Source organism: Streptomyces sp. NPDC015532 (assembly GCF_043078065.1).
GTDB lineage: Bacteria > Actinomycetota > Actinomycetes > Streptomycetales > Streptomycetaceae > Streptomyces.
Genome location: NZ_JBIBSY010000010.1, coordinates 62,948 through 78,704, shown reverse-complemented (window position 1 = coordinate 78,704; position 15,757 = coordinate 62,948). Strand labels below are relative to the sequence as shown.

Annotated in this window: 15 protein-coding genes; 7 read left to right on the top strand and 8 right to left on the bottom strand. The window is 73.0% G+C overall.

Going from position 1 to position 15,757, the window contains the following annotated elements:
- Positions 1–25 precede the first annotated feature (25 nt).
- On the top strand, positions 26–1,717 hold the full coding sequence (locus ACF07B_RS27025; protein ID WP_392180832.1) for a DUF885 domain-containing protein: 1,692 nt from the start codon (positions 26–28) through the stop codon (positions 1,715–1,717).
- A gap of 141 nt (positions 1,718–1,858) precedes the next feature.
- Here the strand turns inward: ACF07B_RS27025 and ACF07B_RS27020 are convergent, their stop codons facing one another.
- Together ACF07B_RS27020 and ACF07B_RS27015 are read right to left on the bottom strand one after the other, a co-directional pair.
- On the bottom strand, positions 1,859–2,374 hold the full coding sequence (locus ACF07B_RS27020) for an immunity 21 family protein (protein WP_392180831.1): 516 nt from the start codon (positions 2,372–2,374) through the stop codon (positions 1,859–1,861).
- Positions 2,375–2,492: 118 nt separating this feature from the next.
- Positions 2,493–2,987, bottom strand: a complete 495-nt coding sequence (locus ACF07B_RS27015; RefSeq protein ID WP_392180991.1) for a rhodanese-like domain-containing protein — start codon at positions 2,985–2,987, stop codon at positions 2,493–2,495.
- Positions 2,988–3,293: 306 nt separating this feature from the next.
- Between ACF07B_RS27015 and ACF07B_RS27010 the strand changes: the two genes are divergently transcribed.
- Positions 3,294–3,740 carry an Lrp/AsnC family transcriptional regulator gene (locus tag ACF07B_RS27010; protein WP_369484257.1) on the top strand — a complete coding sequence of 149 codons (447 nt, stop codon included), beginning with the start codon at positions 3,294–3,296 and terminating at the stop codon, positions 3,738–3,740.
- Between the two features lie 113 nt (positions 3,741–3,853).
- On the opposite strand, the gene ACF07B_RS27005 is transcribed toward ACF07B_RS27010, so the two are convergent.
- The 5 genes from ACF07B_RS27005 to ACF07B_RS26985 form a co-directional block, all read right to left on the bottom strand.
- The gene (locus ACF07B_RS27005) at positions 3,854–6,850 is read right to left on the bottom strand and encodes an AAA family ATPase (protein WP_392180830.1); all 2,997 of its coding nucleotides are present in this window, start codon (positions 6,848–6,850) and stop codon (positions 3,854–3,856) included.
- Between the two features lie 55 nt (positions 6,851–6,905).
- Complete coding sequence (locus ACF07B_RS27000) at positions 6,906–8,069, bottom strand: exonuclease SbcCD subunit D (RefSeq protein ID WP_392180829.1); 1,164 nt, start codon at positions 8,067–8,069, stop codon at positions 6,906–6,908.
- Between the two features lie 109 nt (positions 8,070–8,178).
- Positions 8,179–8,805, bottom strand: a complete 627-nt coding sequence (locus ACF07B_RS26995) for a YigZ family protein (RefSeq protein WP_392180828.1) — start codon at positions 8,803–8,805, stop codon at positions 8,179–8,181.
- Positions 8,806–9,102: 297 nt separating this feature from the next.
- A complete protein-coding gene (locus ACF07B_RS26990) occupies positions 9,103–9,618 on the bottom strand; it encodes a SixA phosphatase family protein (RefSeq protein ID WP_392180990.1) in 516 nt (171 codons plus the stop codon).
- A gap of 23 nt (positions 9,619–9,641) precedes the next feature.
- The gene (locus ACF07B_RS26985) at positions 9,642–10,418 is read right to left on the bottom strand and encodes a hypothetical protein (protein WP_392180827.1); all 777 of its coding nucleotides are present in this window, start codon (positions 10,416–10,418) and stop codon (positions 9,642–9,644) included.
- A gap of 274 nt (positions 10,419–10,692) precedes the next feature.
- Here ACF07B_RS26985 and ACF07B_RS26980 point away from each other — a divergent pair, with 274 nt between their 5' ends.
- From ACF07B_RS26980 to ppk2, 4 genes are all read left to right on the top strand, one after another.
- Positions 10,693–11,565 carry an alpha/beta fold hydrolase gene (locus ACF07B_RS26980; RefSeq protein WP_392180989.1) on the top strand — a complete coding sequence of 291 codons (873 nt, stop codon included), beginning with the start codon at positions 10,693–10,695 and terminating at the stop codon, positions 11,563–11,565.
- A gap of 22 nt (positions 11,566–11,587) precedes the next feature.
- Positions 11,588–11,995 carry a CoA-binding protein gene (locus ACF07B_RS26975; protein ID WP_392180826.1) on the top strand — a complete coding sequence of 136 codons (408 nt, stop codon included), beginning with the start codon at positions 11,588–11,590 and terminating at the stop codon, positions 11,993–11,995.
- A gap of 91 nt (positions 11,996–12,086) precedes the next feature.
- Positions 12,087–12,527 carry a GNAT family N-acetyltransferase gene (locus ACF07B_RS26970; RefSeq protein ID WP_392180825.1) on the top strand — a complete coding sequence of 147 codons (441 nt, stop codon included), beginning with the start codon at positions 12,087–12,089 and terminating at the stop codon, positions 12,525–12,527.
- 377 nt (positions 12,528–12,904) lie between these two features.
- Positions 12,905–13,837: a polyphosphate kinase 2 gene (gene ppk2, locus ACF07B_RS26965; RefSeq protein ID WP_392180824.1), complete on the top strand. Its 933-nt coding sequence runs from the start codon at positions 12,905–12,907 to the stop codon at positions 13,835–13,837.
- Positions 13,838–13,875: 38 nt separating this feature from the next.
- Here ppk2 and ACF07B_RS26960 read toward each other — a convergent pair whose 3' ends face one another.
- Positions 13,876–14,235, bottom strand: coding sequence for an ArsR/SmtB family transcription factor (locus ACF07B_RS26960; RefSeq protein ID WP_392180823.1), 360 nt, complete (start codon positions 14,233–14,235; stop codon positions 13,876–13,878).
- A 512-nt stretch (positions 14,236–14,747) separates the two neighbouring features.
- On the opposite strand from ACF07B_RS26960, the gene ACF07B_RS26955 reads away from it, so the two are divergent.
- Positions 14,748–15,716 carry a cation diffusion facilitator family transporter gene (locus ACF07B_RS26955; protein ID WP_392180988.1) on the top strand — a complete coding sequence of 323 codons (969 nt, stop codon included), beginning with the start codon at positions 14,748–14,750 and terminating at the stop codon, positions 15,714–15,716.
- The last annotated feature ends 41 nt before the right edge of the window (positions 15,717–15,757 follow it).

Genomic DNA, 15,757 nt, shown 5'->3' with positions numbered 1-15,757 from the left:
CCCGTGCCCGTACGAGGATGTGCGCATGTCAGAGACGAAGAAGCCGCTGCCCCGCGAGGTCGCCGACACGTACGTCGACGAGCTCATCGCCCTCGACCCGGTTCTCGGTACCTACCTCGGCGTGAAGGAGAGCCACGGCAAGCTGCCCGACAACTCGCCCGCCGGTCAGGAGGCCGTCGCCGAGCTGGCGCGGGTGACCCTCGCGCGGCTGGACGAGGCGGAGCGGCTGCCGGACGCGGAACGTGACATCGAGCGCCGTTGTGCCCGGCTGCTGCGTGAGCGGCTGACCGCCGCGCTCGCGGTCCACGAGGCCGGCGAGGGCCTGCGGGCTGTGGGCAACCTGCACACACCGGTGCACTCCGTGCGGCAGGTCTTCACCCTGACGCCGACCGAGACCGACGAGGACTGGGCCACGGTCGCCGAGCGGCTGCGCGCGGTACCGGCCGCGCTCGCGGGCTACCGGGAATCCCTCGCGCTCGGACTCGACCGCAAGCTGTACGCGGGCCCGCGTCCGACCGCGACGTTCGTCGAACAGCTCACGGAGTGGTCGGACACGGACGGAGAGGGCCTCGGCTGGTTCGAGGACTTCGTCTCGGCGGGCCCCGGCTCCGCGCGCGAGGAACTGGACGCGGCGGCGCGTACCGCGACGCGGGCCGTGATCGCCCTGCGGGACTGGATGCGTGACGTGTACGCGCCGACGATTGAGGGTGCTCCGGACACCGTGGGCCACGAGCGGTACGCGCGGCTGGCGCGCTACTTCAACGGTACGGATCTCGACCTCGACGAGGCGTACGCGTACGGCTGGGCCGAGTACCACCGTCTGCTGGCCGAGATGAGGACCGAGGCCGAGAAGATCCTGCCCGGAGCGGCGACCCCCTGGGCGGCCCTCGCGCACCTCGACGAGCACGGCCGTCACATCGAGGGCGTCGAGGAGGTGCAGCGGTGGCTCCAGGGGCTGATGGACGAGGCGATCGCGGCCTTGGACGGCACGCACTTCGAACTCGCCGAGCCGGTGCGGAAGGTGGAGTCCCGCATCGCGCCGCCCGGCGGTGCGGCGGCTCCCTACTACACCGCCCCGTCGCAGGACTTCTCGCGGCCCGGCCGCACCTGGCTGCCCACGATGGGACAGACCCGCTTCCCCGTCTACGATCTCGTCTCGACCTGGTACCACGAGGGCGTGCCCGGCCATCACCTCCAGCTCGCGCAATGGGCGTACGTCGTCGACGACCTGTCCCGTTACCAGGCCACCGTCGGCCAGGTCAGCGCCAACTGCGAGGGCTGGGCGCTGTACGCGGAGCGGCTGATGGACGAGCTCGGCTTCCTCACCGACGCGGAGCAGCGGCTCGGCTACCTCGACGCGCAGATGATGCGTGCCGCCCGGGTCATCGTCGACATCGGCATGCACCTGGAGCTGGAGATCCCGGCGGACTCGCCCTTCCACCCGGGCGAGCGGTGGACCCCGGAGCTGGCGCAGGAGTTCTTCGGCGCGCACAGCAGCCGGCCGGCCGACTTCGTGGAGAGCGAACTGACCCGCTATCTCACGATGCCCGGCCAGGCCATCGGCTACAAGCTCGGCGAGCGTGCCTGGCTCCTCGGCCGTGAGAACGCGAGGAAGCGCCACGGTGACGCGTTCGACGCCAAGGCCTGGCACATGGCCGCCCTGTCCCAGGGTTCGCTGGGCCTGGACGACCTGGTGGACGAGCTCTCCCGGCTCTGACGGCCCCCGCGCGGCGGCCGGATCCCGGCCGCCGCGCGTCTCACGATGCCGGCTCGCCATCAGCGCCCTCGCCGGAACTCCCCCGTCGCCCAAGGCACTCAGCGCCCGGCACCCGGCATCGAAACGCCCGGCGTCAGGGCGTCAAGGCGTCAACCGGCGCAGTTGTACGAGTCCCACCCACGTCTCGGGCCCCGGTTCGACGCGCGCCGCGCGGACCCCGTACCGGCCCGGTTCGAGCGCCACCCTCAGGTGATCCGTACGCCCGGAGGCGGTGCCGGGCCACGCGGCGTCGAAGAGGACGACGGGACCGGGCACCCTCCACTCCACCTCCCGCTCCCACCGGGCCTGCGACAGCGCCGCCGGCACGACGGCGAGCAGTTCGTCCTCGGAATCGGCGGCGCACCAGCGGACGAAGGCGCCGTGCTCGGGGAGGTAGGTCGTCGAGGCGGGATCGTCGCCCAGGACGAGGGCCCTGGTGTCACCCACGGGCAGAAGGCCGACGAAGCCGTCGATGTCACAGGCCCGGTCGTAGTCGCAGGACATGTCGTCGCCGTCGGCCCCCGCCCAGAACGGGAGCACCGTCTCCGGAATCGCTATGAGCGGCCCGCCGCCCGACTCCACCCACTGGACCGCACCGGGGTCCGCGTATCTTGGCATGCGCAGAAGTTACACGGCACGCCTCCGCCCCCGTATGCCAGACGGCCCCAGGACACGGATTCCGGACACCGGCGGCAACGCGGGGGCCGAGAAGGCCGGTTCGGCCCCCTTCCGCAGGTCAGCAGCCGCAGTCCTCCGCGTCCACGGGCGCCGTCAACGGGTCCGCCGCGGGGCGCTCACGCCCCTGCCAGGTCTCGAACTCGAAGCCCTCGCGCACCCAGTACTCGAAGCCGCCGAGCATCTCCTTGACCTGGAAGCCGAGTTCGGCGAGGGCGAGGGCCGCGCGGGTGGCGCCGTTGCATCCGGGTCCCCAGCAATAGGTGACGACCGGAACCGACTTGTCCAGAAGCCGCTCGGCCTGCTCGGCGATGAGCGCGGTGGGCAGGTGGACCGCGCCGGGAACGTGGCCCTGGTCCCACGACGCGGTGGAGCGGGAGTCGAGGACGACGAACCCGGGGTCGCCGCCGGCCGCGAGGACGCCCGCGACGTCGGAGACGTCCGCGTGGAACGCGAGGCTCGCGCCGAAGTAGGCGGTGGCCGCGGCGTGGGACGCCGGCGGCACGCGCAGGACGGGGTTCGTCGCCGCCACGGAACCGGCCGCGGAAGGGGTCACCGCGTCCCCGGCCGTGGCCCGCGGGGAACCGTGCGGCGCGTCCGCTCCCGCGCTCGCCTCGGTCGCCGACGTGAAACCGGTCGCGGTGCCGTTCGTGATGCCTTCGGCAGTCGTAGTCATGACCTGGCCTTTCCTTGAATCCTGGCCCCGCCGGACCGATGCCGCCCTTGCCATCCCGGTGCTTCTTCCGCACCCCGTCCGCGGGACTTCCCGACCAAAAATCTACGGGCGTCGGCCTCCGTCCTGAAGTGACGATTCACGGCAGTGCTGTTGATCGGCAGGGGATTCCCCTGGTATTCATCAGGGATGACCGCGTATTCCCCGGACGCCACCGACTGGCGCATCCTCGACGTCCTCCAGCGCGAGGGCCGGGCCAGCTTCGCCGAGCTGGCACGGGCCGTCTCCATGTCCGCGAGCGCGGTCACCGAGCGGGTGCGCCGCATGGAGGAGGCGGGCGTCATTCAGGGGTACGCGGCCGTCGTCGACCCCGAGAACCTGGGGCTGCCGATCCTGGCGTTCGTCCGGCTCAGATATCCGAACGGCAACTACAAGCCGTTCCACGACCTCGTCGCGGTCACACCCGAGATCCTGGAGGCACACCACGTCACGGGTGACGACTGCTTCGTCATCAAGGTCGCGGCCCGGTCGATGATTCATCTGGAGACGGTGTCGGGCAAGATCGGCACGCTCGGGTCGGTGACGACGAGCGTCGTCTACTCCTCACCGCTGCCGCGCCGGCCGCTGGGTCACTGAGACCGCCACGGCGACGGTCGGGACAGTCCGTTCCCGGAGAGAGACGGGACAGCCGTTCCGGCGAGATCGGGGGGTCCCCCCTGCGAGGTCGGGACAGTCCGTTCCGGCGACGGTCACGCGCCCCGCTGCCGTACGACCGACCCCGTTCTCCCCTTCACGACCTCCAGCTGAGCGTGGATGCGGCGACGCAGGTCACCGACGTGGCTGACGATGCCGACGCTGCGGTCGCGTTCCCGCAGCGAGTCGAGGACGTCGAGCACCTCGTCGAGCGTCTGGTCGTCGAGGCTTCCGAAGCCCTCGTCGATGAAGAGCGTGTCCAGCCGCACACCGCCGGCCTCGTCGGTGACCACGTCGGCGAGACCGAGGGCCAGGGCGAGGGAGGCGAAGAAGGTCTCGCCGCCGGACAGCGTCGCCGTGTCACGCTCCCTTCCGGTCCAGGCGTCCACGACGTGCAGTCCGAGCCCGCTGCGTCCGCGGCCCGCCCGGCCGTCGGAGTGCACCAGGGTGTAGCGCCCCGAGGACATCCGCTGGAGGCGGACCGTGGCGGCGGCGGCGACCTGCTCCAGACGGGCGGCGAGGACGTACGCCTCCAGGCGCATCCTGCGTTCGTTGTCCGCCGAGGTGCCGGCCGCCAGACCGGCGAGGCGGGCCACACGCTCGTACTCCTCGCGCAGCGGGGCGAGCCGGCGGGCTCCGCCGGTCGCGCGGGTCGAGAGCGTGTTCAGCTCGGTGCAGCGCCGGGCCGCCGCGTCCCGCGCCGACGCGGTGTCCCGCAGCCGTCGGGAGGCGGACTCGGCCGCCCGCTCGGCGGCCCGCAGATCGACGGGAGGGCGCCGCGCCGCGGCCGCGGTGTCCGCCTCGGCGAGTACGGCGCGCACCGAGGACTCCTCCAACTGCCAGGCGTCGAGCTGCCGTTGCAGATCGCGGTGGGCCACGTCGTCGAGCATCGCGGCGGCCGCGGCCCGCGGGGTCTCGAAACCGGCGCGGAAGGCAGCGTCGGCGAGACGCGCGTCGGCGTCCTTGAGGCGCCGCGCGATGTCCTCCGCCGCCCGGACGCCGTCCGCGGCCTCGGTGAGCAGCGCGACCTGCCGCTCCAGCTGCGTGGCCCGCTCGGACACACTCGCGGCGGCGCCCCGCGCCTGCTCCAACTCCCCTTCCAGTGAAGCCTTTTCGCGGTCGAGGAAATCCCGGTGCGAGGCCCGTGCGGCGACCCGCCGCGCTGCTTCCTGCTGGGCGTTCAGCCGCCGCTCGTGTTCCCGCTCGGCCTGCTCACGGGCCTCGCGCGCGGCATGCAGCCCGGAGGCCACCGTGCGGGCCTCGCCGTGCAGCCGCTCCAGCTCCTCGGCCTGTTCGGCGAGTTGGCGGGTCGGCGCGTCGCCCGCCTCAGCGGTCGCGGCGGCCAGTGCCTCGCGTACGACGCCGAGCCGTCGCTCCGCCTCGGCGCGGGCCTCGTCGGCGCTGCGATAGGCGGCGAGAGCCCGTTCCTCCGTCTCACGGTCGACGTGGCCGGCGATCTTCCGGGCGGGCGCCGGGTGTTCGGTGGCACCGCACACGGCGCAGGACTCTCCGTCCACCAGACCGGCGGCGAGTTCGGCGGCGATGCCCTGGAGACGCTGTTCCTTCAGGTCGAGCCATTGGGCGTGCGCCTCGGTGGCCCGCTCGCGCGCGGCCAGGCTCCGGGCGTGGGCGGCCTCCGTGTCCTGGGCCAGCTCGTCGCGCAGCCGGGCCGCGGCGAGCCGCTTGGAAGCCGGTTCGCGCTGCACGGCGAGCTGCTCGGCGCGCGCCGCGGCCTCCTGCGCGGTGTCGACCTGTGCCTCGACTCCCGCGCGGGTCTCCTCCCAGTCGGCCAGCCAGCTCTCGGCGTCCTGGAGGACGTCCTCGTCGGCGCGTTCCTGGCGGTCCAAGGAGGCGCGCTCCGTGCCGAGTTCACCGAGGCGTCGCTCGGCGCGGCGGGCCGATTCCAGGCCGCCCAGTTCTTCGGCGGCCTTGCGCGCGGCGACCGCGAGACCGGGCGCTCCGGCACCGGCGAACGTCGCCGGCAGGGCGGCTCGCGTGCGGGTCTCCTCGGCGGCCGCTCGCCGGTGCTCGGCCTCGGCGGCGTCGCGCAGTTCGAGTGCGGGGGCCACGGTCTCGGCCTTGCGGGCTCTCTCCATGCGCGTGCGGGCGTCCCGGTGGGCGTCGGCGCGCTGCTCCAGTCGTGCGGCACGCTCCTGTGCCTCGGTGAACCGGCGCTGGAGCCGGTCGACTTCGCGTACGTCGTCGAGCGCGCGGTCGGCCGCGGCCTGCGCCGATTCCGCGGCGCCGCGGGCGCAGTCGGCGACGGTCACCGCCTCGCGAGCCGTGCTGCGGGCCACCGCGGCCCAGGCGAGCACCGAGCCGGCGAGGCCCGGATCGCCGGGCGCCAGGTCGGGCAGCGGCTCCTCGACGATGTGTCCGGCCGCCTGCTGCATCCGGTGCGCGTCGGCCAGCAACGCGGTGTCGCCGGCCCGCACTTCGGCCTCGGCGGCGCGCCGCCGCTCGGCGAGGCGCTTCTCGACCTCGGCGAAGCGGTGGGTGTCGAAGAGCCTGCCGAGCAGTTTGCCGCGGGCCTCGGCGTCGGCCCGCAGGAAGCGCGCGAAGTCGCCCTGGGGCAGCAGTACGACCTGGCAGAACTGCTCGCGGCTCATGCCGAGCAGCTGCGTGATCTCCTCGCCGATCTCCTGGTGGGAGCGGCTGAGGTCCTTCCAGGAGCCGGCCACCGAGTCGTATTGGCGCAGCCAGCTCTGGGCCTTCTCCGTCGTCGTCCCCGTGCCGCGCTTCTTGGGGCGCTCCCAGGGCGGCTGCCGGGTGACTTCGAGCCGGCGTCCGGCGACGCTGAGTTCGAGGCGGATCTCGGTCCGGACGTCGGGCGTCGCGTGGTCGCTGCGCAGCCCGAGGCCCTGACCGCTCTGCCGGGCGCCGGGAACCGCTCCGTACAGGGCGTAGCAGACGGCGTCGAGGACGGAGGTCTTGCCAGCGCCCGTCGGTCCGTGCAGCAGGAAGAGCCCGGCGGCGGACAGTTCGTCGAAGTCGACCCGCTGGGCGGAGCCGAACGGGCCGAAGGCGGTGATGTCCAGGCGGTGCAGCCTCATCGGGTTCCCTCGGTCTCCGGGCGGGTGGCCCCCTGGGTGTGCGGCGGACGTGATGTCACCGGGCGCTCTCCCGTACGGTCTCGTCGGCCCGGACGGCGTCGAACGCGTCCTGGAGCACGGCCTGTTCCCGGGCGTCGGGACCCACACCGCGGACATGGGCCACGAAGTCCTCGGCGATCTGTTCCTCGCTGCGGCCCGCGATCCGGCGGGCGTACGAGACGCCCGGGTCCTGCGGAGAGCGTTCCGGGTCGAAGACGAGGCTGAGCGTGTGGGGGAAGCGCCCGGCCAGCCGCGCCATGGGGTCGGCGGGCCGCACCGCGTCGGTGAGGGTCGCCTCGACCCAGGCGCCCGCGTGACGGTCGAGGGCCTGGTCGGCGAGCAGGTCCTCCAGGCGCCCGCGGAGGCGGGCGAGCGGGCGGGGCACCGGGCAGTCGATCCGCTCGGCGGCCAGGGAGCCGTCGGGGCCGAGATCCACGAGCCACATGCTCTTGCGGTGGTCGGACTCCGAGAAGGAGTACGGCAGCGGGGATCCGGAGTAACGCACGCGCTCGGTGATGGCCTGGCTGCCGTGCAGGTGTCCGAGGGCGGTGTAGTCGACTCCGTCGAAGACTCCGGCGGGCACGGAGGCGACACCGCCGACGGTGATGTCCCGCTCGCTGTCGCTCGCCTCGCCGCCGGTGACGAAGGCGTGGGCGAGGACGACGGAGCGGGTGCCCGGCGCACGGCCGGCGAGGTCGGCGCGCACCCGGTCCATGGCGGCGGCCAGCACGGTCTCGTGGCCCGCCTTCTCCACCCCGAACTCGTCCTTCACCAGGGCGGGTTCGAGATAGGGCAGGCCGTAGAAGGCGACATCACCGTGGGCGTCGGCCAGCACCACGGGGGTGCCGCAGCCCGCGGGGTCGGTGCGCAGATGAACGCCCGCGCGCCCGATGAGTCCGGCGCCGACGCCGAGCCGGCGCGCCGAGTCGTGGTTCCCGGAGATCATCACGGTGGGCACGCCGAGGTCGGCCAGGCGGTGCAGGGCGTCGTCGAAGAGCTGGACCGCGGCCAGTGGCGGCACGGCACGGTCGTACACGTCTCCCGAGACGACCACCGCGTCGACCTCGCGCTCGCGCGCGGTCGTGACGAGATGGCCGATGAAGCGCGACTGGGCGTCGAGCATGTTCACCCGGTGGAACGCCCGGCCCAGATGCCAGTCGGAAGTGTGCAGGAGCCTCATGATCCCCGAAGGGTAACGGCCGGGTCTGACATCACGGGCGGTTACTCCCGTATCAGCCCACCCTGCCCGTCATCTCAGGATGAAGATTCATCCCTGTTCGCCCGGATTGTCACGCTTCCCCGTAGGCCTCTCCGCCCAGCTCGAAGCCGGCGGTCCCCGCGGTCACGTCGGCCAACCAGGCCCGGAAGGACTCGACATCGGCGTCCGGCAGCCCGATCTCGATGGTGACGGCCTCGCCGTAACGCACATCACGTACCTCGCGGCCGGTGGACCGCAGATCGTTCTGCACCTTGCCGGCCCGCTGGTGGTCGACGGTGACCGTGGCCAGCCGGAAGCGCCGGCGGGTGATCGTGCCCACCGCGTCCAGCGCCTCGCCCACCGAGCCGCCGTACGCCCTGATGAGTCCACCGGCGCCCAGCTTGACCCCGCCGTAGTAGCGGGTGACGACGGCGACGACGTAGCGCATGTCGCGGCGCAGCAGCATCTGGAGCATGGGGACGCCCGCGGTCCCGCCCGGTTCGCCGTCGTCGCTCGCCCTCTGCACGGCGCCGTCGGCTCCGATGACGTACGCGAAGCAGTTGTGCGTGGCGTCCGCGTGTTCCTTCCTGACGGCCGCGACGAAGTCCTGGGCCTCCCGCTCGGTGGCGGCCGGGGCGAGGGCGCACAGGAATCGGGAGCGGTTGACCTCGGTCTCGTGCACGCCCGCGTGGGCCACTGTGCGGTACTCGTCCTGCATCACGCCAGCGTATGCGCTGTACGCGCCCGCGGCCGACGGGCCGGGTCGGCGCCCCCGCGCGAGCAGGTGGTCACCCGGCACGTCCACGCACGGCGGACGGGCCGGGACCGAGGCGACGGACGGCGGGCGGCCCATGAGCCCACGGGCACGCGCCGCACGCGCCGCACGCGCACAGCGGCCGGCCGGACGTGTCCCGGACCCGTCCCGGTTGGCCCGCCGCACGCCACGCGGCCGGCGGGCCAACCGGGACGCCGTCCGGAGCCGCGACGGCGCCACTCGGACACCTGCGGCCGGGTCTCACTCCTTCTTGCCCCTCGGCACGACGAGGTCCGTCAACAACGCGTCGCCGGGGCCGAGTTCGTGCCACGCGCTGCCGTGCCAGACCAGGACCGCGACCGCGGAGGTCGGAAACTTCGTCCGGACCCGTTCCAGTGTGCCCTCGAAGCCGTCCCCGGCGAGTTCCAGGACCAGTTCCTCCAGCCCCGGGTTGTGTCCGATCAGCAGCAAGGTCCGCACGCGTTCGGGGACTTCACGAACGGCCTCCAGCAACTCGGGTACGTCCGCCCCGTGCAGCCGCCCGTCGAACAGCACGGACGGCGGGGTGCCCCACTCCCGTGCCGCAGACTCCCAGGTCTCCCGGGCGCGTACGGCGGTCGAGCACAGAGCGAGGTCCGGCAGCAGGTCGGCGTCCGCCAGGGCGCGTCCGACGGCGGGGGCGTCGCGGCGGCCGCGCGGCGCGAGGGGCCGCTCGTGATCGGGCACCCCGTCGGGCCAGGCGGATTTGGCGTGCCTCAGGACGACCAGTCTTCGCATCGGTCCACCGGCCTTGCGCGAGGTCACAGGGACGTTCCGATCTCGCGGGTGAGTTCGAGGCCGAGCAGCCGGTCGGCGTGGGCGTACGTCTCGAACCGGGCGCCCTCCGCGATGTCGGAGGTCTCCACCGACCGCAGCACGTCGAGCACGGCGAGCACGTCCAGGTCGTCCTCCCAGGCGGCCCGCAACCGCAGGCGTACGTCCTCGGGGACCGGCTTGGAGGGCCGCGTCGCCCATCCGGCGACGGCGGCGCGCCAGCGCGCGAGCGTGCCCTCCGCCTCCGCGAGGGTCTCGGCGTCGAGGCTCAGCGGCAGGTCCCGGCGCCGTGCGAGCAGCGCCAGCCGCAGCGCGGTGGGATCCCCGGGAGCGGGAGCGGAGCCGTGCCCGGTGTCGACCGGGGCCACCTCGACGCGCGGTCCGTCCGTCGCCTCGGCCCCCTGGACGACGACGTCGATGGTCCGCGTCGCCGCCGGGCCCGGTCCCGTGTCCCGGTGATCCTCGAACGGCCGGATCCCGAGGTCGGCGGCGCGCGCCCGGAATCCCGTCCCGTTCCAGGAGGTCTCCCTGTCCCCAGGGTCCGCCGGTTCCTCGGACACCGCCGGGTCAGGCACCGAAGTCAGCGTCGCCCAGGCCGGGTTGCCGCCGATCTCCAGGGCCCGCATCAGGATGTCGGCGACCAGGAGCACACGCAGGCCGGTGACGTCGAACCCCGGCGGATGCGCGTGGACGCGGACCAGACCGCGGCGGGCGAGGGCGGCGTCGACGGTTTCGCCCGTACGGGCGTCGAGGATACGGAGCACGAGGTGAGCCTAGGCGGACGGTCGGGTAGGGGCGGGGAGGTGGAGGCTTTCCGGACACGCGCCCGCGCCCCCTGACCGGCGCCGTATCAGGGCGTGCGATGTCCGTGGACGGGGTGACGGTGACCATGAACAGCGCGTGCCGTACGGTCCGTTCGGGTTCCGGGGTCGCGGCCGGGCGGGCGTCGCACGGGACGAGGGCGCGGCCTTGACAATCCGCTTCCGTCGCCGAGAGGCTGACCGACCAGTCGGTATGAAGGAGTGGGTCGTGAACAGCGTGAGCATCTCCACCGCCGCCGGTGTGTTCGACGCCATCGCGGCGGGTCCGCCCGAGGGCCGCCCGGTGCTGCTGCTGCACGGTTTCCCGCAGACGGGGCTGGCCTGGCGGCGGCAGATCACGGCGCTGGCCGCGCGGGGCTACCGCGTCGTGGCGCCCGACCAGCGCGGCTACTCACCGGGGGTCCGCCCGGAGCGGGCCGAGGACTACCGCGTCAGCGCCCTGGTCGCGGACGTCCTCGCGATCACCGAGGAGCTGGGCTGGCCGACGTTCGACCTGGTCGGTCACGACTGGGGCGGCGCGGTGGCATGGTGGACCGCCGCCGGCCATCCCGGCCGCGTACGCACCCTGACGGTCGTCTCCACCCCGCACCCAGGCGCGCTCGCCGAGGCTCTCCGCTCCGACGACGACCAGCGCGCCCGGTCCCGGTACATGACCGACTGGCGGGACACGCCCGCGACCGAGGATCGCATGCTGGCCGACGACGCCGCGCTCCTTCGGACGCTCTACGCGGGAAAGGCCCCGCAGGCCAGCGCCGACGCCTACGTTCGGCACCTGTCCCGGCCCGGCGCCCTGACCGCGGCACTGAACTGGTACCGGTCGGGCCGCCCCGACGGCGAGATCGGCGCCGTCGAGGTGCCCACGCTCTACGTCTGGAGCACGGAGGACACCGCGTTCGGCCCGGCCCCCGCACAGGACACCGGGCGTTGGGTCGACGGGCCGTACCGGTTCGAGATCCTCGCGGGCCTCAGCCACTGGATCCCGGAGGAGGCACCCGAGACGCTGAACCGTCTGCTGCTCGACCATCTGCGAGCACACGGCGGGCGGAATCATCGCGCTCCGCTCACCGTTGAGGAGAACGGCAGACACTGACCGATTCCCCTGGAGGCCGAGCGTGTACGGCGACTCAGAGACGATCCGCAGGATCCTGACCGAGCAGGGCGACACCTGGGCGATCGTCGGGCTCTCGTCGAACCAGCGCCGCGCGGCCCACGGCGTCGCCGAGGTCCTCCAGCGCTACGGCAAACGGATCGTGCCCGTGCACCCGAAGGCCGAGACCGTCCACGGGGAGCGGGGATACGCCTCCCTCGCGGACATCCCCTTCGAGGTCGATGTGGTCGACGTCTTCGTGAACAGTCACCTCGCCGGGCCGGTCGCGGACGAGGCGGTCGCCATCGGCGCCAAGGCCGTCTGGTTCCAGCTCGACGTGATCGACGAGAGCGCGTACACGCGGACGCGCGCCGCCGGACTCGACATGGTGATGGACCGCTGCCCGGCCATCGAGATTCCGCGACTGGGCTGACACCACGCGGCGGCCCCGCTTCGGCGGGGCCCGGCAGCGGCCCGGGCCGACGCTGTTGACGGGGTGCGGCCCGCACCGGTTTCCTGCTCCGGTGCCCATCCTCCGCATCGAAGCGCCGGACGACGAGGCTCGCCTCGCGGACTGGCAGCACGTCCACAATGTGATCGTCCCGCCCGCCGCGATGTCGCTCGCCGAGGTGCGCGAGCGCGTCCGGCGCTACCGCCTGGAGATCGCCTACCTCGGCGACGTCCTTGTGGGCTGCACGACCGTGCGTCCGCCCACCGGCGACAGCGCGACGGCGACCGTGATCGCGCGCGTGCTGGCCGAGCACCGCGGGCGGGGTTTCGGCGAAGAGCTGTACACGCGCGGCCTGGAGCAGGCCCGTGCTTCGGGGGCCCGGGTGATCGAGACCGTCGTCCTCGCGGCGAACGAGGACGGACTGCGCTTCGCCCGACGGCACGGTTTCGCCGAGATCGAGCGCTACGTCCTCCCCGGCGAGACGGCGGAATGGGTCGACCTGAGACGGGGCTGAGCGCCCCGGGCGAGTCCGGTCCCGTCCGCGGGGAGGAGAGTCGGGGCACCGGTCATCGCCGTCCGCACCTCCGCGGGAACGCAATCTGACTGCTCATCAAACCCGTTGTGAAACAGCACGGTTGACGGTTCCGGGCCCTTACGTACGCGGGCATCACGACTCCGTCTCGCGTCACCTTCGCCTCCGGTTCTCCCGCCGTACGCCTCCGCTTGCTTCCATCGACGGATGGACCCAACACCTCGCTCGTGGCGGTCGCCATCGTTCCTCGGCCGCCCGGCCGTGATGGCCCGGGATCCATCCGATCGTTCCACATGCCCCCGAAACGGCATGAACAGGGTGATCGGCGGACAATCGGAGCACGGGAAGAGGAGGGCCGGATGACGGAACTGCTGACAGGGATGCGGGTGGACTACACCGACCACGACGACCCCGTACTGATCCGGCCGGACGGCAGCCCGGTGGACACCTGGCGGGAGAACTACCCGTACGAGCAGCGTATGGAGCGCAAGGAGTACGAGTGGCACAAGCGGCTCCAGCAGATCGAGCTGCTGAAGCTGCAGAGCTGGATCAAGGAGACCGGCCGACGGCTCGTCGTCGTCTTCGAGGGGCGCGACGCGGCGGGCAAGGGCGGCACGATCAAGCGGTTCACCGAGCATCTCAACCCGCGCGGCGCTCGCGTGGTGGCGCTGGTGAAGCCGACCGAGCGGGAGCGCGGGCAGTGGTACTTCCAGCGGTACGTGGAACATCTGCCGACCGCGGGCGAGATCGTGATGTTCGACCGGTCCTGGTACAACCGGGCGGGCGTGGAGCGCGTGATGGGCTTCTGCACCGACGACGAGTACCGGCGCTTCATGCGGCAGACACCGGCCTTCGAGCGGATGCTCGTCGATGACGGAGTGGACCTGATCAAATTCTGGTTCTCGGTCTCGCAGAGCGAGCAGCGCACCCGCTTCACGATCCGCCAGGTCGACCCGGTGCGGCAGTGGAAACTGAGCCCCATGGACCTGGCCTCGCTGGACCTCTGGGACGACTACACGGCGGCCAAGGTCGCGATGTTCCGCGAGACGGACACCGCGCAGGCGCCCTGGACCGTGGTGAAGAGCAACGACAAGAAGCGGGCCCGCGTCGAGGCCATGCGCAGCGTCCTCGCCCGCTTCACCTACGCCGACAAGGACGAGGAAGTCGTCGGCAGGCCCGACCCGAGCATCGTGGGCGCGGCGGCGAACCTGCTCGAAGAGGGCGAGGAGGGCGACGGCACCGCACCCGTGGTCGGCCACACGGTGACGGGCGACGGCACGCTCACGCGCTGACCACCGCGCCCCCACCCGGACTCGGGCCGCACGTGACCTCAGTCGTGCGCCGGGTGGTCGGAGAGCCGGTGGTCGGCCAGGCTCAGCGCCTCGTCGACCACCCGGCGCAGATGACCGTCACCGAGTGAGTAGATCACCCGGCGCCCTTCCTTCCTCGTGTTCACGAGCCCGGCGAGACGGAGTCGGGCCAGGTGCTGGCTGACGGCCGGGCGGGCCGCACCGCACCGCGCGGTCAGCGTCGTCACATCGGCCTCGCCGCCGGTCAGGGCGTGCAGCAGCGTGAGCCTGGTGCGGTCGGCGAGGAGAGCGAGGAGTTCGGCCGCGAGCGCGAACTGCTCCTCGCCGGGGGTGCGCGGGTGCGCATCGTGCGCAGGTGATAGGTGCATGCGTGCGCTCATACGCACATAATGGCCTCGTGGACACCAGCGCGTCCACTCCCGCACGGAAGGGGACACACGTGAACGAGCGGCACGGCCACGACCATCACGGGGACGGGGGCCACGACCATCACCACGGAGACGGGGCCGGAGACGGCTGCGGCAGCGGCAGCGGCAGCGGCCATGGCGACAGCAACGGCAGTCACGGCCGCGACCACGACAGCGACAGCGACAGCGACAGCGGCAGCGACCACGGCGGCGGCAAAGGCAGTCACGGCCGCGACCACGAGAGCAGCAGCGGCAGCGGCAGCGGCAGCGGCAGCGGCAGCGGCAGCCACGAGGGTGAGGGCACCGGCGGGCGGACACACCGGCACGGCCACACGCACGCGCACACGGACGAGAGCGGGCACGCTCACGGTGACGAGGACGGCCGAGACCCGGGCCACGCCCACGCGCACCCCCCGGGTCGTCCGCACCAGCACTCCCGCACACGCCCGGGGGACCACCGTCACCCGCACGGCCACCGGAGCAGGCTGCGCCATCTCCTCACCCCGCACTCCCACGAAACGGCCGACAAGCTCGACTCCGCGCTGGAGGCGTCGGCCCGGGGCATGCGGGCGCTGTGGGTCTCTCTGGCAGTCCTCGGCACAACGGCCTTGGCTCAAGCGGTCGTTGTCGTGCTGTCGGCGTCGGTCGCGCTGCTCGGCGACACCGTGCACAACGCGGCCGACGCCCTGACCGCCCTGCCGCTCGGAGTCGCCTTCACCCTGGGCCGCCGCGCGGCGACACGACGCTTCACCTACGGCTACGGGCGGGCGGAGGACCTGGCGGGCATCGTGATCGTGCTGACGATCGCGGCCTCCGGCGCCTTCGCGGCCTGGGCGGCGGTCGGCCGGCTGCTCGATCCGCAGCCCGTGCGGCACCTCCCGGCGGTCGCGGTCGCCGCCCTGATCGGCTTCGCCGGCAACGAGTGGGTCGCCCGGTACCGCATCCGCGTGGGGCGCGACATCGGCTCGGCCGCTCTGGTCGCGGACGGACTCCACGCCCGTACCGACGGATTCACCTCACTCGCCGTGCTGGTGGGCGCGGGCGGCGCGGCCCTCGGGTGGCAACTCGCCGACCCGTTGGTGGGGTTGGCGATCACCGCCGCGATCCTGCTGGTGCTGCGCGATGCCGCCAGGGAGGTCTTCCGGCGGGTGATGGACGCCGTGGAGCCGGAGTTGGTGGACCGGGCCGAGGAGGCGCTGCGGCGGGTCGACGGCGTGCGTGACGTGGGGGAACTGCGGCTGCGCTGGATCGGGCACCAGCTGCGCGCCGAGGTGGCGGTCGTGGTGGACGGCGAGGCGACCGTCCGCCACGCCCACGCCATCGCCGTGGACGCCGAACACGCTCTGCTGCACGCCGTCCCGAGGCTGACCGCCGCCCTGGTCCACGCCGATCCGGCCCCGGCACCCGGCGAGGCGGACCCGCACCGGACGCTGGCGCATCACGCCGCCGCGTGAACGGACAGCGGCACCCGGCGGGACCTCGCGCCCGACGGACA